Here is a 16,176-nt window from a genome sequence, read left to right on the forward strand (position 1 = left end):
GGCTTTCTTCATGCATTGGCTTCAGGAATCCTTGTGAGGTCCGCGTAACGGCAGATCTCCAGCGATTTTCGCACGAAACTGATCCAGGAAGATGACATTATAATATTGGTCTTTGCCATTTCGAATCACATATTTACGTACGTAAGCATGCAAAAAAGTCCCATCCATCCAAGCGAGGATCAAGCTTGCTGGAATTGCTCCTATCAATGGATGTACGCTTCCATCAGCCGCTAATACGATCAGCATCCAGCTGACAATAGTAAAGAATATACAATCAAGCCATCCTGTCGCCTTGTTTGTTTTACCCGGCAGCAATAGCATGTCGATCAAGTAGCTGATAACAGTCAGGACCGCTGTCAGCTGAACTACCTTGGTAAAGGATAATTGATAGATTAAACCTGCGAAGAGATAAAGGATCGCGAAGGCGAATATTCCTTTCAAAAGTATGGCTTTGACATGTTTCATCATTGTTCACCTGCTGCTTTTTTTATACAATATGTCCAGTTTCGGTAACTGGTATACACAGCTGCAACAGTTCTAAAGAATATGGTATAATAACCTGCTGTAAGTAAGAGATAGGAGTTTATGTCGTACATGATTACAAATATAAAAGAAGCATGGTTCTCTAATGTACCGAAGGATGTATTATCAGGTGTCTTAGTTGCTTTAGCACTTATTCCAGAAGCAATTGCATTTTCCATTATTGCCGGCGTAGATCCGATGGTCGGATTATATGCCTCCTTTTGTATTGCAGTTGTTATAGCGTTTGCAGGCGGACGTCCAGCGATGATATCTGCTGCCACGGGAGCGATGGCACTTGTGATGGGAAGTCTTGTCGCTGATCATGGATTGCAATATCTCTTCGCAACGACAATATTGACTGGAATCATTCAAATTTTCTTTGGTGTCTTCAAAGTTTCAAGATTGATGATTTTTATTCCGCGGCCAGTCATGATTGGATTTGTTAATAGTTTAGCAATTTTGATTTTTATTGCTCAACTTGTCCATTTCGAGGGAGAGTCATGGCAAATCTATGCTTTCGTAGCAGGTGCACTAGTCATTATCTATGTGCTGCCACGTTTTGTGAAAGCTATTCCATCGCCGCTTGTTGCAATTGTTATTATGACTATAATCGCGGCACTCACACATAGTTCGACAAAAACAGTGGGAGATATGGGAGAGCTAAAGCAAGCACTGCCTTCTTTCCTGATTCCAGACGTTCCGTTCAACATGGAAACATTGCAGATCATTTTTCCGTATGCTATTGCTTTAGCAATCGTAGGGCTGATGGAGACATTTCTGACTGCCCAGCTGTTGGATGAATATACAGATACAAACAGCAATAAAAATCGTGAAGCGCGCGGTCAGGGTATTGCCAATATTGCCGCAGGCTTTTTCGGCGGGATGGCGGGCTGTGCAATGATCGGACAATCTGTCATCAATGTAAAAGCTGGCGGCCGGACGCGTCTGTCTACCTTTATTGCTGGTGCTTTTCTTATGCTGCTTATAATTGTTTTCCAGGAGGTCTTGGTCCAAATTCCGATGGGCGCACTTGTTGCGGTCATGTTCATGGTCAGTATTGGAACGTTTGACTGGTCATCGGTGCGTAATCTGCATCGAATGCCGCTGACGGATGCAGCGGTCATGATTGTGACAGTAGCAGCTGTGCTCTGGACACACAACCTGTCCGTGGGTGTTATTATCGGAGTATTGATGAGCGCTGTGTTCTTTGCAGCCAAAATATCAAAAGTGGTTGTCAAAGAAACGGTACAAGGAGAACAAAAGGTCTATTTGGTTAGAGGACAGCTGTTCTTCGTTTCAGTAACCGACTTTCTTGCTTTCTTTGAGCCGAAGCAGGAAAATGCCAAGCATATTGTCCTGGATTTCCAAGAAGCAAGATTATGGGACGATTCAGCTGTAGGAGCATTAGACAAGCTAGTGCTCAAATACCGGGAATACGGCATTCATGTGGATGTTCGTAATCTCGACCATGCAAGCCAGGCACTGGTTGATCGACGTGCAGCTTATATACAAGCATAAAAATAAGCGTATACCACATGGTATACGCTTATTTTTTTCTTTTAAATACAAGATACTTCATAAATAGAAAACTGCTGGCCGAAGACAGGAACATTGCTGCTCCTTTGGCTATATTATTATCAATGTATGCCGGGAAGGGCACGAATGTGATAGAGCGCAGGACAGCTAAACCTGCAATGAAAACAAGATTGCTTATTACTAATGCAACCAAGGCTTGGGCAAAGAACAGACTTTTCTCGGTGTTACTAGATCTTTTCTGCTTGCGGAACGTAAATCTTGTATTCCAATAATAGCTGTTCCAGATACATACTAAATAACTGATCGTATTGAAGAGCAGCAGCAGGAGATTATTCTTCGTTGGCCAGATAAGTAGTAATATATTGAGCACGGCTAGGTCTACTGCCGCATTTAATACGCCAATGGACGTAAATTGCAGGATTTGTGTGCGGGTCCTTTTTAACATGATTTATCACAGCCTTCAAGTTACATAGTTCGATCTTAACATCATTCCCTTATTTCATTCCTTTTTAACGTTTCAAGCAGCTTATATGTGGTATGTAGAGCTATATGCTAGTTTTACTTTACTAAGCAAATTTGTAAGAGGAGTGATTGCAGTTTGTGTTACGCAATGGACATGGAGAAACTCGCACAAAAAGCCAAGCGCCATCCTCAGAAAGTACTTAGCATGTATGTGAATACGGATCCTGCCAACCGTGATCAGACGGGTGGGGAGTGGAAAATTCACGTAAAAAATGGTTTGAAGAACTTCGAAACATATCTCAAGAATGACCCTGAGGAGCTGGAGCAGTTCTTGAAAGTGAAAGAAAAGGTGAAACTGTTCTTGGAGGATAACGGGCAAAGCATGAAGAAAAGCTGTGTTGTGTTTGCATCTGCAGATAATATTTGGTTTGCCGAATGTCTCCAGATGCCAGTGACGACAGAATTTCACTGGGAAGATGAGCCGAAGCTCCAGCAGTTCCAGGCGTTGTATGAAAAATTTCCAGAATCAGGCGTCATTCTGGTACAAAGAAATCAAGTCAAAGTAATCGATGCTGTATTAGGAAAAATAAATGATACGAAGCTATATGAAATGGATTTAGACACAGAGAAATGGAAGGTGCAGGCAAGTCCGCAGCGGGCGTTATCTATAAAGGGTAAAGGCGGAAAAGGATCGAAGAAGGATACGATCGAGAACCGTTTGGAAGCTAACCAGAAGCGCTGGTACAAATCATTGGCGCCAAATCTTGATAAGCTTGCAAAAGATAAAGAATGGAAAAACATCCACCTCGTCGGAAATAAAGATGAAGCTAAATTGATTGAAAGCTATATGCAGAAACAGGTCCAGCACACGGAAGGTAAGAACCTCTTCGAGCAAGAGGAACGGAAAGTGCTGGAGGAAGTGATTTTATAAGAAAAGCAGCATGCCCATGGGGTATGCTGCTTTTTCGTTAGGATAGACGCTTTCCTGCGACACCATAATTTGCTTTGTTCATTTCCTCGATGACGATGGAAACTGCTTCGGCGCGAGCGCCTGTTGTCTCGACCATCACGTCGGTCATTTTCTTGATCATTTGTTCCTTCTGTTCATCCGTACGGCCTTCCAGCATTTTAACTGTGATGATTGGCATATATATCGACTCCTTAGCTATTGTGACACGTCGGGCAAAGACCATAAAGCTCGAAAGCGTGTGTATTTACATGATAATCCGCAAGTTCTTCTGTGTAAACCGGCAGCGGGCATTTCTGGAGCGGTTTGGTTAGACCGCAGCTTTCACAGATAAAATGATGGTGATGCGTACCGCTCCTGCAAGCGATTTTAAACAGCTTCTCTCCGTTTTTCTCACGGGATTCGAGCAGCTCCAGCTGTTCGAAAAGACGGAGGTTGCGATAGATTGTATCCAAGCTGATGCCAGCATAGCTGGTTTCCATATATGCAAGAAGTGCTTTTGCACTTCGGTAGCCTTTGGCATGAATGAAATAGGCGAGGATATCCGCGCGTTTATCGGTATATTTATGTCCGTTTTCTTTCAGAATCGCAATGCCTTCGTCCACTTGCATATTAGGAAACTCCTTTCTCGAATGCAGTTTTTCGTTTGTTCGCAAGCAGCAGCTTTTGAACAATAAAACTCAATAGAAGAATCAAGATGGATACGACAACAATGGTACCCCCTGGTGGTATTTCAAAATAATAACCAGAGAACAGGCCGACAATAACGGAAGTCTCTCCGAAGAGAATAGCCAGAATCATTGCCTGTTTGAACCCTTTTGCCAGTCGGATGGCTGCTGCTACAGGTATTGTCATTAGGGCAGATACAAGCAGCACACCTACTATCCGTATGCTCGCTGCAATGACAAGGGCAATGAGCAGCATGAAGATGAAATGGATCGCTTTAGCATGCAAACCGCTGACACGCGCATGCTCTTCATCAAAGGAAAGTACGAGCAGCTGCTTGTAGAGAACGCCGATTACAAGCAGGACAATGATCGAGATGATCACAATAACACGGAAATCTTCACTGCTGACAGCAGAAACCGAGCCGAATAAATAAGAAAACAGATCGGTTGTAAAGCCATTTGCTAATGATATAAAAATAACACTTAATCCGACTCCGCCGGAAAGGATGATCGGAATAGCGATCTCCTGGAAGTTACGAAACATGTTGCGCAGTTTCTCGATTAGCAGGGAAGCGAGAACTGAGAACCCAAGACCTGCGTAAAAAGGTGAAATTACAGGTGTTGCCAATTTCTTCTCCAGCAAGAGACCGAATGCAATACCAGCTAATGTTACATGCGATAGTGCATCCGCGATCAAGGACAGTCTGCGTACGACGATGAAACAGCCCAGTAATGGGGCGATTAAGCCGATTAGCAGACCCGTATATAGTGTATTTCGTAAAAATTCAAATTGAAGAAAATCGGCAATCATGCATGAATACCTCGCAATACATGTAAATCGGTTTCAGGCAGGCGGAATTGCTCTGGGCTGCCCTCGTATTGGACTTGCTGATCCAAATAAACCAGCTTGGAGGCATATTGTGCAATCCCTGCCAGATCATGTGTGATCATTACTAAGGTAAGTCCTTTTTCCTCATTAAGCCGTTGCAATAATTCATAGAAGCCCTTCACATTGGCGTGGTCGATTCCAACGGTCGGCTCATCGAGTATGATCAATTCCGGCTGGCTTACAAGCGCTCTAGCGATGAAAACGCGCTGCTGCTGACCTCCGGACAAACTGCTGATATTTTCATGCAGATAATCACTCATATCCACTTGAGCTACAGCTTGCTTCACAGCAGCCCGGTGCTTAGCGGAGAATCTACGGAAATATCCGATCTTCGGGGTAAGTCCCATTGCGACCACTTCGAAAACAGTAGCTGGGAATCCTTTATTGAAGGCGTTCGCCTTTTGGGATACAAAGCTCACTTTATTCCAATCTTTAAAGGAGGTTATAGACTGTCCGAATAGCTCGATGGAGCCTTTATTCGGCTGCAGCATACCGAGCGCCAGCTTGATTAATGTTGTTTTGCCTCCGCCATTTGGGCCGATTAGACCGAGGAAGTCACCTTTTTTAACTTGAAGGGATACCTCACGCAAGGCAGCCTTCTGTTCATATGAGAAATTAATAGTATCTATTTGAAGGATAGATGTCATGTTCTATCACCTTTCTAATCACGTACTTCACAAGGAACTATTCTATCGTAATCATTTCGATTTGTAAATCATAATCGTTTCGATTTAAAATTTAATCCGTTGACATATACCTGGCGGGGGTATATTATATAGATATACCCGAAGGGGGTATAAAGAGGAGGTGTGCTATGGAACATTCAGATAAAAAGCCGGTCAAACAAAGAACTACTACCGAGAAGCAAGCACTTGTTAATCGGCTGAAACGAATTGAAGGACAAGTTAGAGGTCTTCAGAATATGGTCGAGGAAGATAGATATTGTGTGGATATCCTTGTCCAAATATCTGCTATTCAGGCGGCACTGAAGAAAACAGGAGCCGCAGTAACTGAAAGACATATGAAGCATTGCGTTTCCCATGCAATCCAGCATGGAGATGGGGAAGAGGCCATTGATGAATTGATGAAAGTACTGCAGCAATTCGGCAAATAGGAGGCGGTCCATATGGAGAAGAAGCAAGTAACAGTACCCATTACCGGTATGACTTGTGCAGCATGTGCCACCCGTATCGAAAAAGTGCTGAACAAGATGGATACGGTAGAGGCCAATGTCAATTTGGCAACAGAAAAGGCAGCAATCTCTTTTGATCCAAATCAAGTAGATGAAACAGATTTAACAGGTAAGATAGAAAAGCTGGGATACGGAGTGGAGCCTGAAGAAGTTTCTCTTGATATAAAAGGAATGACTTGCGCTGCTTGCTCAGCAAGAATCGAGAAGGTGCTGAACAAGCAGGAGGGCATCCAGCAAGCTGTTGTCAACCTGGCTGGAGAGACGGCTAGCATTCGCTATAATCCGCTGCTCACAGGAACAGATGAATTCATCGGACGTATTCGGAAATTAGGCTACGACGCAAGCCCGCGGAAATCCAGGGAAGAAAATGCTCAAAGCAGAGATAAAGGTATCCGGATGATGCAATTGAAACTATTGCTGTCTGCTCTGTTATCTTTACCACTTCTGGCAACCATGGGCGGGCATTTGGGTTTGTATGAAGTACCGCATATTCTTATGAATCCATGGATGCAGCTATTGCTGGCAACACCCGTTCAATTTTTAATCGGATGGCAGTTTTACCGGGGAGCATATCATAGCTTGCGTAGCGGTTCAGCCAATATGGATGTGTTAGTTGCGCTCGGCACAAGTGCGGCATATTTCTACAGCTTATATGAAGTGATCCGTTTTCAAGGCAGCGGACATATGCCCGCCCTGTATTTCGAGACGAGTGCCATTTTGATAACCTTGATTCTTCTCGGTAAATATATGGAGAAAGTGGCAAAAGGACGGACAACCACTGCCATTACTTCTCTAGTCGGCTTACAGGCGAAAGAAGCGACAGTATTACGTGGAGCGCAAGAAGAAAAAATTGCAGCTACAGAGCTGGTTCAGGATGATATCGTTATTGTACGTCCAGGAGAGAAGATTCCGGCAGATGGCATCATCGTGAAAGGAAGCACCCATGTTGACGAATCGATGCTCACGGGAGAAAGTATTCCGGTCAGCAAAGCAATTGGAGATAATGTAGCAGGTGCTACTGTCAATGCAAATGGAAATATCCAAGTGAAAGTGACGCATTCAAATGACAAGTCAGTTCTTGCGGAAATCATTCGAGCAGTAGAGCGTGCTCAAGGTTCTAAAGCACCTATTCAGCGCTTTGCTGATCGTGTATCTTCGTTTTTCGTCCCTGCAGTTATCGTGATTAGCATAATCACTTTTGCAGTGTGGATTTTGCTAGTAAATCCAGGTGAGATGGCTCCGGCCTTAACGACAGCTATCGCCGTCCTGGTAATCGCTTGTCCTTGCGCGCTGGGACTTGCAACTCCGACGAGCATCATGGTCGGCACCGGAAAAGCAGCGGAAGCGGGTATTCTGTTCAAAGGCGGCGAACAGCTGGAGACAGCGTATAAAGTAGATGCTGTCGTCTTCGATAAAACTGGCACAATCACCCAAGGAAGACCACAGGTGACAGATATTTATGGCGACACGCAGCACTTGTCTGAAGCAATTGCGCTTGAGAAACAATCAGAGCATCCGCTCGCGCAATCTTTTGTTCAATATGGAGAGGAGCACAGTCTTCCAGGCAAGGAAGTGGAAACGTTTGAGAATATACCTGGCAGGGGTATCAAAGGGGTAGTGGGCGGCGCTGCAATTCTGATTGGAAATAGTGCGCTCATGTCGGAACGGAAGTTGCTTTTTGAAGACTTTAAGCAGCAGGCTGATATGTTAGAAAAAGATGGAAAGACTGTTATGTATCTCGCTACAGAAAATAAAGTCGAGACAATCATTGCCGTAAGTGATGCAGTCAAACCAGATGCTGCCGAAGCAATTAAACTATTGAAAACGCAAGGCATTCGAACTGTTATGCTGACAGGAGACAATCAGCGAACAGCTGACAGCATAGCAGCCAAAGTTGGCATTGACACCGTATTTGCTGGAGTGCTGCCCGCTGGTAAAGCAGATCAAATTGCTGCACTCCAGCAGGAAGGCTTTACAGTGGCGATGGTAGGGGATGGAATCAATGATGCACCTGCTTTGGCAGCAGCGGATATCGGAATTGCCATCGGTACCGGCACAGATGTTGCAATCGAAGCAGCAGGTGTGACTATCCTGGGCGGTGACCTCAAACTCGTACCGAAAGCATTGGGATATAGTGCGAAAACGATTCGGAACATCAAACAGAACTTATTTTGGGCTCTTGCCTATAACAGTGCCGGAATACCCGTTGCAGCTATCGGACTGCTGGCGCCATGGCTTGCAGGAGCAGCAATGGCCTTCAGTTCTGTCAGTGTAGTAGCAAACGCATTACGATTAAAAAGACAATTAAAGGAGAGATAAGATATGGAAATGACATTACAAGTAAACGGTATGACTTGTGGGCATTGTGAGAAAGCAGTTAAAGGAGCATTAGGGGAATTAGAAGGAATCCAAGGAGTAGACGTGGATTTGGCCAGCGGTAAAGTCGATGTTGTGTATGATGACGCACTAGTGACGAAGAATGAAATGAAAGAAGCAATCGAAGAACAAGGCTATGATGTAGTAGCATAAGAAAGACCTCCGCAATAATTTGCGGAGGTCTTCTTTTTATACTGCAGCAGCATTTTCGTCTTTTTTAACGAATTGAACGGGTTGCTGTCTCTTAAGTTTCAAAACAATACAAGTAATCAGGAAGGTAATAACTAAAATCAATACTAGATGTAGGGTAGCTGATGAAACACTTTCTCCAGCATAGATTAGCTGACTGAAGCCTTGAACCCCATTAGAAGCTGGCAGTGCAGCGCCTATTACACGGAATACAGGAGACAATAGGTCTGTCGGAATGATATTCCCAGCAGCCATCAATTGGAACGGGATCATGGCAACGTTGAATAAAGCGCCGGCATTACCGAAAATAACGAAGCTCATCTGTGTGAAACTAATGCAGGCAAAGACTACTAACAGCTCGAATCCCCATAGCTGCATGTAGGAAGCAGCTGTATCATTTGCAAGTGCATGAATTGTTACGATAACCGTTGTTACGACAAGGCCGATAATTAGTAATAGCAGCTGTTTATTCCAGAAGAGCTGCCATTTGCCGAATTTACGGCTCAGTATTTGCGTGACAATGTTCATCTGAATATTCATTGTCATGACAGCGATGAAAATGATGAATCCAAGAATCATCGGTACCATGCTGGTTGCGAAGTTGCCGATGTGATTTTCTTTTATGATTTCTGCTTGTACATTGGAACCAGCTATAGAGTCAGTCATTTGTCTTGCTGTACTTTCAGCTGCCGATAAAGCAACCTGTGAGTTGGAGCTGTTCAAGTAGAATTGTAATGACGTGTCGCTCTGTTTGGCCAAGTTTTCGGTGAATGCCTCCGGAATGACAATCAGCATCGTAATATCATTTTGATCAAGCTTTTCTTTTGCTTCATCATAAGAAGCAAGATCCGCATCAAATGGCATATTATCCATCATTTGTTCTGCCAATGCATTGGCCTGTTCCCCATCTTCATTGACAACAGCAACTTGCAAACGGTCCAGATGATCCGTTGCATCATGATACCCTGTCAGCCAAATGATGGAAAAGAGTAATGGGACAAGAATGGCAAAAGCCATGCCCACTTTTGTATTCGGGATTTTAAGCATTTCCCGTAAAGGTTGTAAACGCAAAATAAAAACTCCTATCTATATTAGTTGCACGTGCATGTATTTAGCGAAAAAAATCACTGCAAATTCTGATGCAGCTTTCGAATCAGAGTATGCAGCAATTCTATATCCTTCTGATGGAAACCAAGATAAGCATGATTTTCGATTTCTTCTATCTTCGGTTTGATGTCTTTTACCAGGTCCCGGCCTTCTGCTGTAATTTGCAAGCGGATAGCCCGCCGGTCATGCGGATCATGTCCGCGGGTGACCAATCCCTTTTTGACAAGCTTATCGACAATCTTCGTAACGGTTGTCTGCTCTCTTTCCGTTAGATCGGCAAGCTCCTTTTGGGTGATGTTATCCTGCTTATCCAATTCGGCAATAAGGGAGAATTGTTCTGGTGTCAGTTCAAACTGCTGAAGCATGCGGGACGTTTCCCGTTTCAAGGATAGATAGGTCCGGGATAAAAGCAGTCCTAACTCGTCTTGTGTCCTGCTCATGGTCCGCTCCTTTCAGATAGCTCAAATAGTTGCACATGCAAGTATATTACGTGTTTGTATTCAATACGTCAATAATTTTTTTGGATGGGCAAGAAAAAAGGACAACCAGCAGCTGATTGTCCGTTTGTCTCATGAATATGGAAGTTCTTGTCGTGTTTTGCTGAATTGCTGATAAGCTTGTTCCACTTTTTGCTGCGGCGCTTGTTCCAAGCTGTACCATCCATGTTGGAACATTAAGTTATACAAATTACGCTGGGAATCCTGTGTTTCCTTGAATATACGTGCTACTGTTTCATATAACGATTGATTGCTCATTTCATTCAGTGCCGTACTGTACGAAGCTGTCATATACTTTTCCGTAGCAAGCAAATCAGTTACATGATCCCGGTCATTCATTTCCTGCGTTGTCGGGACGGGTGTCTGGGGGTTTTGTATCTTTTGGGTCTCTGGCATAGCGTTCCCTCCTTAATTGAGCGGTTTTGTTTTCAAATGCTCCAGTAACATATCGTAATGGCGCTGATGCATCTGACCGATAGTGTGCAGCGCTTCCTGGGCATCTGTCAGCTGCACTTCACCGGCAGCATGCTGTGCTTTTTTTGCTGCATTCAAGTTCCAGTTCAGCATATCACTCAAGTACAGCAAGTCTTTTTCAGAAATGATCTCCGGCGGCTGGAGCATAACATTTTGTTGATTTTCTGGCATGGGATCCCTCCTTTTTCCTTTCTATCGTACCCGGGATCCTGGCGATTATTCTGTGCGAAAGATGTAAACGACTATGCTAAAATAGCAGTATGAAAGGAAGGAGATCTATATGTTCCGATTTTATTGGTACCCGAATTGCAGTACTTGCAAAAATGCAAAGAAATGGCTGGATGCGAATGAAGTATCCTATGAAGCGATACATATCGTCGAAAACCCGCCGAGTCCGGAGATCCTGCAGGATGCAGCAGATAAAAGCGGATTGCCGCTTACCAAATTGTTCAATACGAGCGGAAAAGTATACCGAGAGGGCGGCTATAAGGAGAAAATCAAAGAGGCAGATGATGCCCAGCTCAAGTCATGGCTATCCGAAAACGGTATGCTGATTAAGCGCCCGCTTTTAATTGGAGAGAAGTCAGCGGCAGTCGGTTTCAAGCCGGATTCATACGAAGCTGTAACTGCTTAGAATTAAGCAGAAACAGTGGTAATTTTATCTATTACCTCTTATAGTAAATATGTTAGCTATTCTTGTAGAAAATAGGTGGAGGAATAAAAATGAGCAACTTACCGAAAGATCTACGTTATACTGAGGAACATGAATGGATTAAAAAAGAAGATGGCAATCAGTACCGAATTGGTATTACCGACTTCGCCCAGGATGAACTCGGAGACATCGTATTCGTGGAACTTCCATCCATCGGGGACGTACTGAAAGCAGACGAGCCATTCGGAAGCGTCGAATCTGTCAAAACAGTGTCCGAGCTGTATGCTCCGATCAGCGGAAAAGTCGTAGCTGTGAACGAAGATCTAGACGACAGCCCTGAATTCGTAAATGAATCCCCGTACGAGAAAGCATGGATGATCGTAGTGGAAGCAGATGACGAAGCATTGTATGAGAGCTTGCTATCAGTAGAAGATTACGAAGGACGGATTAAAGAGGATTAATTTTTTGGTCCTTGTTGATATCTGTTAGCAAGGGCAGCGGTCTCTTTTCATATACTATGGCAAGCGTTCATTGCTAAGCCTTTATCGGGGCACGGGCAAGGAAGCAATCAAATATCGATCAGAATAGGTGATGCCAGTATGGGTGATGAAGAAAAGGTCATTATTGTAGAAGGACGCTCGGACAAAGAGCAGATAAGGAAGATCATCGATGAGGAAGTGACGATCATCTGCACCAATGGTACATTGGGCATCGAGCGGCTGGAACAGCTGTTGTATGACTATGACTTGGATCACAAGCAAGTATATATTATGGTGGATGAGGATAGCGCTGGTCATAAGCTGCGAAAACAGTTAGCCCGAGAGCTGCCGCATGCCCAGCATATTTACGTAGACAGAACCTATCGAGAGGTAGCGGCGACCCCGGCCCCTGAATTGGCCACAGCCCTGCTTAGCAGAAGTATCATGGTGCATCCATTCTTCCTCGTCTGAAGAAAGAAGGGATGAATTATCAACGTTATCAAAACAGAAGTCCAAACAGTCACACACCAGGAGCAAGCAAGAATATTTGTGCACACGCCTTTTTGCGGTACATGCCAGCTTGCAGAAAAAATGCTCCTTGCAGTGGAGGCCATGACAGGCCAGGAATATTACCATAAACTGAACGCCTCTCTTTTCCCTGATTTTATGCAGGAAAATCAGATTGAAAGTGTGCCTTGTCTTATTACTTTCAAACAAGGGGAAGTTCAGGAAAAAATATATGCGTTTCATTCCGTTCAGCATATGCTGGCGAAGACGCTGAGCGAATAAAACAGCTTTCCAATCTGGAAAGCTGTTTTTTCTTGCAGGAAATCAGAACAAGAAGAGCCAAATACAATGTAGGGGGAGGGAATGGCAGATGATCATCGAAAAACTGACAAAGCTCAAGCATCAGATCGAGGTAAGGGAGGATCTGCTGCCTTTATGTAATGACAAGCGGCTGAAGGTCTTCATTGAATGGGAAGATGCACATTTTGATTTGCATATAGACAGAAGCAGCCTTACGACACCAGCTTCCAAGCCTTATGGTATTTTACATATACGTACGGATGAACAGACACTGCAGGAGCTTCTTTCCGGTGAGGTACAGCTTCGCAGTATCCGTAACAAGCAAGTAGTGGACGGCGATTATCAGCATATTCTGCTTGTAGAGGCACTTCTATTTCTGGGAGGTCAAGGAAGTCTGTGAAATATGTTGACAAGAATATTGACTAGATGCTAAACTCCTTTTATCAATCATATACCAAACTCTTATCAAGAGTGGCGGAGGGACTGGCCCGATGAAGCCCGGCAACCACAGGTTATCCTGTATGGTGCCAATTCCTGCAGGGAAACCTGTACAGATGAGAGAACAATTATCGAACGCAGCTGCGTCTTTTTGTTCTCAGGACAAGAAGGCGCTTTTTTTTATGCTTATCTAGCAACACGAGGAAGGAGGAGCGGATATTGATTACCATCAAAAACCTCTCCAAGATATATCGCACAAAAAAACAGAATATTACAGCGGTCGATGAACTTAATCTGACTATTGAGTCAGGTGAGATTTTCGGCGTGATCGGTTACAGCGGTGCTGGGAAAAGTACTTTCGTTCGCCTGCTGAACCGTCTCGAAGAACCGACAGCTGGTGAAATAATAATCAATGGCAAGGATATCGTCAAACAGCGTAAAAACGAACTTCGCCTTGCCAGACAAGAAATCGGGATGATCTTCCAGCATTTCAATCTGCTATGGTCTCGTACTGTACACCAAAACATTGCATTTCCATTGGAAATCGCAGGTGTGCCGAAAAAAGAAAGAAAAGCAAAAGTCGACCGTCTGATTGAGCTAGTAGGATTGCAAGGGCGCGAAAACGCCTACCCATCTCAACTGAGCGGCGGACAGAAGCAGCGAGTCGGCATTGCAAGGGCGTTGGCTAACGATCCGAAAGTGCTTCTATGTGATGAAGCAACATCCGCACTGGATCCAGAAACTACAGACTCTATCCTTGATTTGCTTGTGGACATCAATAAACGTCTCGGTTTGACTATCGTATTGATTACACATGAGATGAATGTAATCCGTAAAATCTGCCACCGTGTTGCTGTTATGGATACCGGTAAAGTTGTGGAACAAGGAAATGCAACGCATGTATTCCAGAATCCGCAGCAGGATATTACGAAGCGTTTCGTGCGGCAATTGGATGGAAGTGAACAGTATGCTTCCTTATCCGCAACAGTAGTCAAAGAAGGAACTGGCACAATCGTAAAGCTTTCCTTCTCCGGGGAAAACGTCAACCAGACAATCGTCAGCCAGACTGCGAAACAATTCGATGTGGATATCAACATCCTGCAGGGAAATGTATTGCAGACGCAAACCGGAGCAGTCGGCAATCTTTTCCTACAGCTGGTGGGCAGTGAATCGGAAGTGGAGAAGGCACTGGACTTCATCCGCGGAGCAAATGTAAAAGCGGAGGTGCAGGAACTTGTTTGAGAAGTGGTTCCCGAATGTAGATATTGCAGATTTGAACACAGCCATCTATGAGACATTCTATATGACGATCCTTTCCCTGATCGGTACATTCATCATCGGTATCATCCTTGGTCTTTTACTTTATCTGACTAGCAGAGGCAAGCTTTGGGAAAATAAATTTGTCTACGGAATCGTAGCAGCGGTCGTCAACATATTCCGGGCTATTCCGTTCATCATCCTTATACTGCTTCTATTCCCATTTACCGATTTCATCGTGGGTACGATCCGCGGTCCAGAGGCAGCATTGCCTGCACTTATCATCGGATCTGCACCATTCTATGCACGATTAGTCGAAATCGCATTGAAAGAAGTGGACAATGGGGTAGTGGAAGCTGCGAAGGCAATGGGTGCGAAGAACAGTACAATCATGTTTAAAGTGCTTCTGAAAGAATCCATGCCAGCACTTGTTTCTGGTCTTACGGTAACGGCAATTGCTCTTATCGGCTCTACAGCAGTGGCAGGCGTAATCGGAGCAGGCGGATTAGGTGACTTTGCTTACTTCTACGGCTTCCAGCGACGTCAGTTTGATGTTGTATTCATCTGTACGCTACTAATCGTTATTGTGGTATTTGTCTTCCAATTTATTGGAGACTTGATTTCAAATAAATTAGATAAACGATAAAGGAGAGATTCATTTGAAAAAGGCATTATTAGTTATTTTATCGGCAGCATTCATGATCTTCCTGGCAGCCTGTGGTTCATCTGACAGCGGCTCAGGCGATGAAGAAACAACAACAATCAAAGTAGGTGCTTCCAGCACACCGCACGCTGAAATTCTTAAAGAAGCACAGCCTATCCTTGAAAAAGAAGGCGTTAATCTTGAGATTGAAGAGTATCAGGATTATGTACTTCCAAATGATGACTTATCAAGCGGCGACTTGGATGCGAACTACTTCCAGCATATTCCTTACCTAGAAACTTCAAACGCTGATACTGGCTATGACTTAATCAGTCTTGGAGCAGTTCACTTGGAGCCAATGGGTGTATACTCTAAAAATATCAAGAAAGTCGATGATATTAAAGATGGTACAGAAGTAATCATGGGTCGTAATGTTTCCGAGCAAGGACGTATCCTATCCATCTTCCAAGAAGCAGGACTTATCACAATCAAAGATGGTGTTGAGCCTGTAGATGCTACTTTGGATGATATTGGCGACAATCCGAAAAACCTCAAATTCAGTATGGATATTGACCCAGCTTTCCTACCAGATACGTATGAATCAGAAGGTGATGCGCTTGTTGTCATCAACACGAACTACGCATTGCAAGCAGGTCTTACGCCTTCAGAAGATGCATTGATCCTTGAGGGTACTGATTCTCCTTATGGTAATATCGTAGCAGCACGTGCCGAAGACAAAGACAATGAAGCATTGAAGAAATTGATGGATGTCCTTCATTCAGACGAGATCAAACAGTTTATTGAAGACAATTATGACGGAGCAATTCTTCCTGTCGATAAATAAGAAATAGTATTCTCATGCCTTTGCTGGAATTCTCAGCAGAGGCTTTATTTTTGGCTTGAATTGGATGTGTGATACAATAGGAAAAGATCATGTTAAAACTGTGTTTTTATCCAGTAAAAAAGTTGATAATGGTCGAATAATGCTTTAAGATTGTAATGAGAATAAATTGATAATGTG

23 protein-coding genes and 1 riboswitch are annotated in these 16,176 nt (G+C 43.9%); of the genes, 13 read left to right on the forward strand and 10 right to left on the reverse strand.

Going from position 1 to position 16,176, the window contains the following annotated elements; translation table 11 throughout:
- Positions 1-21: 21 nt before the first annotated feature.
- A complete protein-coding gene (locus tag CHH58_RS11690) occupies positions 22-468 on the reverse strand; it encodes a DUF2512 family protein (RefSeq protein WP_095229380.1) in 447 nt (148 codons plus the stop codon).
- Positions 469-594: 126 nt separating this feature from the next.
- On the opposite strand from CHH58_RS11690, the gene CHH58_RS11695 reads away from it, so the two are divergent.
- Positions 595-2,040, forward strand: a complete 1,446-nt coding sequence (locus tag CHH58_RS11695) for a SulP family inorganic anion transporter (RefSeq protein ID WP_095229382.1) — start codon at positions 595-597, stop codon at positions 2,038-2,040.
- Positions 2,041-2,068: 28 nt separating this feature from the next.
- On the opposite strand, the gene CHH58_RS11700 is transcribed toward CHH58_RS11695, so the two are convergent.
- Positions 2,069-2,503 carry a GtrA family protein gene (locus CHH58_RS11700; RefSeq protein WP_095234660.1) on the reverse strand — a complete coding sequence of 145 codons (435 nt, stop codon included), beginning with the start codon at positions 2,501-2,503 and terminating at the stop codon, positions 2,069-2,071.
- A gap of 153 nt (positions 2,504-2,656) precedes the next feature.
- Between CHH58_RS11700 and CHH58_RS11705 the strand changes: the two genes are divergently transcribed.
- Positions 2,657-3,451 (forward strand): VLRF1 family aeRF1-type release factor, encoded by a 795-nt coding sequence (locus CHH58_RS11705; RefSeq protein ID WP_249275112.1) that lies wholly within the window; start codon positions 2,657-2,659, stop codon positions 3,449-3,451.
- 37 nt (positions 3,452-3,488) lie between these two features.
- Here CHH58_RS11705 and CHH58_RS11710 read toward each other — a convergent pair whose 3' ends face one another.
- Genes CHH58_RS11710 through CHH58_RS11725 form a run of 4 tightly spaced genes read right to left on the reverse strand, consistent with a single transcriptional unit; the run spans position 3,489 to position 5,691 of the window.
- A complete protein-coding gene (locus CHH58_RS11710; protein WP_093725739.1) occupies positions 3,489-3,668 on the reverse strand; it encodes a 2-hydroxymuconate tautomerase in 180 nt (59 codons plus the stop codon).
- A 13-nt stretch (positions 3,669-3,681) separates the two neighbouring features.
- Positions 3,682-4,098, reverse strand: a complete 417-nt coding sequence (locus tag CHH58_RS11715) for a Fur family transcriptional regulator (protein ID WP_095229386.1) — start codon at positions 4,096-4,098, stop codon at positions 3,682-3,684.
- A 1-nt stretch (position 4,099) separates the two neighbouring features.
- Positions 4,100-4,966: a metal ABC transporter permease gene (locus CHH58_RS11720; protein ID WP_095232491.1), complete on the reverse strand. Its 867-nt coding sequence runs from the start codon at positions 4,964-4,966 to the stop codon at positions 4,100-4,102.
- On the reverse strand, positions 4,963-5,691 hold the full coding sequence (locus tag CHH58_RS11725; RefSeq protein ID WP_095260514.1) for a metal ABC transporter ATP-binding protein: 729 nt from the start codon (positions 5,689-5,691) through the stop codon (positions 4,963-4,965). Before CHH58_RS11725 ends, CHH58_RS11720 begins: the two co-directional genes overlap by 4 nt.
- A 167-nt stretch (positions 5,692-5,858) precedes the next feature.
- Here CHH58_RS11725 and CHH58_RS11730 point away from each other — a divergent pair, with 167 nt between their 5' ends.
- From CHH58_RS11730 to copZ, 3 genes are read left to right on the forward strand one after another with little or no spacing between them, the layout of a single operon-like run.
- Complete coding sequence (locus CHH58_RS11730) at positions 5,859-6,158, forward strand: metal-sensing transcriptional repressor (protein ID WP_095229391.1); 300 nt, start codon at positions 5,859-5,861, stop codon at positions 6,156-6,158.
- A gap of 12 nt (positions 6,159-6,170) precedes the next feature.
- Positions 6,171-8,555, forward strand: a complete 2,385-nt coding sequence (locus tag CHH58_RS11735; protein ID WP_095262548.1) for a heavy metal translocating P-type ATPase — start codon at positions 6,171-6,173, stop codon at positions 8,553-8,555.
- A 3-nt stretch (positions 8,556-8,558) separates the two neighbouring features.
- On the forward strand, positions 8,559-8,765 hold the full coding sequence (gene copZ / locus CHH58_RS11740; RefSeq protein ID WP_095229395.1) for a copper chaperone CopZ: 207 nt from the start codon (positions 8,559-8,561) through the stop codon (positions 8,763-8,765).
- Between the two features lie 36 nt (positions 8,766-8,801).
- On the opposite strand, the gene CHH58_RS11745 is transcribed toward copZ, so the two are convergent.
- The 4 genes from CHH58_RS11745 to CHH58_RS11760 form a co-directional block, all read right to left on the reverse strand.
- Positions 8,802-9,872: a YhgE/Pip domain-containing protein gene (locus tag CHH58_RS11745; protein ID WP_095262549.1), complete on the reverse strand. Its 1,071-nt coding sequence runs from the start codon at positions 9,870-9,872 to the stop codon at positions 8,802-8,804.
- Positions 9,873-9,925: 53 nt separating this feature from the next.
- The gene (locus CHH58_RS11750; RefSeq protein WP_095229399.1) at positions 9,926-10,348 is read right to left on the reverse strand and encodes a MarR family winged helix-turn-helix transcriptional regulator; all 423 of its coding nucleotides are present in this window, start codon (positions 10,346-10,348) and stop codon (positions 9,926-9,928) included.
- A gap of 129 nt (positions 10,349-10,477) precedes the next feature.
- Complete coding sequence (locus CHH58_RS11755) at positions 10,478-10,801, reverse strand: spore coat protein (RefSeq protein WP_095262550.1); 324 nt, start codon at positions 10,799-10,801, stop codon at positions 10,478-10,480.
- A gap of 12 nt (positions 10,802-10,813) precedes the next feature.
- Positions 10,814-11,050, reverse strand: coding sequence for a hypothetical protein (locus tag CHH58_RS11760; protein WP_095229401.1), 237 nt, complete (start codon positions 11,048-11,050; stop codon positions 10,814-10,816).
- Between the two features lie 109 nt (positions 11,051-11,159).
- Between CHH58_RS11760 and CHH58_RS11765 the strand changes: the two genes are divergently transcribed.
- From CHH58_RS11765 to CHH58_RS11800, 8 genes are all read left to right on the forward strand, one after another.
- Positions 11,160-11,513 carry an arsenate reductase family protein gene (locus CHH58_RS11765; RefSeq protein ID WP_095262551.1) on the forward strand — a complete coding sequence of 118 codons (354 nt, stop codon included), beginning with the start codon at positions 11,160-11,162 and terminating at the stop codon, positions 11,511-11,513.
- 89 nt (positions 11,514-11,602) lie between these two features.
- The gene (gene gcvH / locus CHH58_RS11770) at positions 11,603-11,992 is read left to right on the forward strand and encodes a glycine cleavage system protein GcvH (RefSeq protein ID WP_095229405.1); all 390 of its coding nucleotides are present in this window, start codon (positions 11,603-11,605) and stop codon (positions 11,990-11,992) included.
- A 138-nt stretch (positions 11,993-12,130) separates the two neighbouring features.
- Positions 12,131-12,481 (forward strand): toprim domain-containing protein, encoded by a 351-nt coding sequence (locus CHH58_RS11775; RefSeq protein WP_038564869.1) that lies wholly within the window; start codon positions 12,131-12,133, stop codon positions 12,479-12,481.
- Between the two features lie 78 nt (positions 12,482-12,559).
- Positions 12,560-12,799: a thioredoxin family protein gene (locus tag CHH58_RS18660; protein ID WP_346426084.1), complete on the forward strand. Its 240-nt coding sequence runs from the start codon at positions 12,560-12,562 to the stop codon at positions 12,797-12,799.
- Positions 12,800-12,887: 88 nt separating this feature from the next.
- Entirely contained in the window at positions 12,888-13,217 is a 330-nt protein-coding gene (locus tag CHH58_RS11785; RefSeq protein ID WP_095229409.1) for a hypothetical protein, read from the forward strand.
- A 59-nt stretch (positions 13,218-13,276) separates the two neighbouring features.
- A riboswitch (SAM riboswitch) is annotated at positions 13,277-13,378 on the forward strand.
- Positions 13,379-13,474: 96 nt separating this feature from the next.
- The gene (locus CHH58_RS11790) at positions 13,475-14,497 is read left to right on the forward strand and encodes a methionine ABC transporter ATP-binding protein (RefSeq protein WP_095229411.1); all 1,023 of its coding nucleotides are present in this window, start codon (positions 13,475-13,477) and stop codon (positions 14,495-14,497) included.
- Positions 14,490-15,158, forward strand: coding sequence for a methionine ABC transporter permease (locus tag CHH58_RS11795; RefSeq protein WP_170937606.1), 669 nt, complete (start codon positions 14,490-14,492; stop codon positions 15,156-15,158). The genes CHH58_RS11790 and CHH58_RS11795 overlap by 8 nt, the downstream gene beginning before the upstream one ends.
- 13 nt (positions 15,159-15,171) lie before the next feature.
- A complete protein-coding gene (locus CHH58_RS11800; protein WP_249275114.1) occupies positions 15,172-15,999 on the forward strand; it encodes a MetQ/NlpA family ABC transporter substrate-binding protein in 828 nt (275 codons plus the stop codon).
- Positions 16,000-16,176: the final 177 nt, after the last annotated feature.

It is taken from the genome of Terribacillus saccharophilus, assembly GCF_002272745.1.
Taxonomy (GTDB): domain Bacteria; phylum Bacillota; class Bacilli; order Bacillales; family Amphibacillaceae; genus Terribacillus; species Terribacillus saccharophilus_B.

Coding starts and splice junctions, on each gene's coding strand:
- CHH58_RS11735 (WP_095262548.1), top strand. CDS start 6,171: ATGGAGAAGAAGCAAGTAACAGTACCCATTACCGGTATGACTTGTGCA.
- CHH58_RS11695 (WP_095229382.1), top strand. CDS start 595: ATGATTACAAATATAAAAGAAGCATGGTTCTCTAATGTACCGAAGGAT.
- CHH58_RS11750 (WP_095229399.1), bottom strand. CDS start 10,348: ATGAGCAGGACACAAGACGAGTTAGGACTGCTTTTATCCCGGACCTAT.
- gcvH (WP_095229405.1), top strand. CDS start 11,603: ATGAGCAACTTACCGAAAGATCTACGTTATACTGAGGAACATGAATGG.
- CHH58_RS11720 (WP_095232491.1), bottom strand. CDS start 4,966: ATGATTGCCGATTTTCTTCAATTTGAATTTTTACGAAATACACTATAT.
- CHH58_RS11755 (WP_095262550.1), bottom strand. CDS start 10,801: ATGCCAGAGACCCAAAAGATACAAAACCCCCAGACACCCGTCCCGACA.
- CHH58_RS11715 (WP_095229386.1), bottom strand. CDS start 4,098: ATGCAAGTGGACGAAGGCATTGCGATTCTGAAAGAAAACGGACATAAA.
- CHH58_RS11765 (WP_095262551.1), top strand. CDS start 11,160: ATGTTCCGATTTTATTGGTACCCGAATTGCAGTACTTGCAAAAATGCA.
- CHH58_RS11710 (WP_093725739.1), bottom strand. CDS start 3,668: ATGCCAATCATCACAGTTAAAATGCTGGAAGGCCGTACGGATGAACAG.
- copZ (WP_095229395.1), top strand. CDS start 8,559: ATGGAAATGACATTACAAGTAAACGGTATGACTTGTGGGCATTGTGAG.
- CHH58_RS11725 (WP_095260514.1), bottom strand. CDS start 5,691: ATGACATCTATCCTTCAAATAGATACTATTAATTTCTCATATGAACAG.
- CHH58_RS11690 (WP_095229380.1), bottom strand. CDS start 468: ATGATGAAACATGTCAAAGCCATACTTTTGAAAGGAATATTCGCCTTC.
- CHH58_RS11700 (WP_095234660.1), bottom strand. CDS start 2,503: ATGTTAAAAAGGACCCGCACACAAATCCTGCAATTTACGTCCATTGGC.
- CHH58_RS11775 (WP_038564869.1), top strand. CDS start 12,131: ATGGGTGATGAAGAAAAGGTCATTATTGTAGAAGGACGCTCGGACAAA.
- CHH58_RS11760 (WP_095229401.1), bottom strand. CDS start 11,050: ATGCCAGAAAATCAACAAAATGTTATGCTCCAGCCGCCGGAGATCATT.
- CHH58_RS11730 (WP_095229391.1), top strand. CDS start 5,859: ATGGAACATTCAGATAAAAAGCCGGTCAAACAAAGAACTACTACCGAG.
- CHH58_RS11785 (WP_095229409.1), top strand. CDS start 12,888: ATGATCATCGAAAAACTGACAAAGCTCAAGCATCAGATCGAGGTAAGG.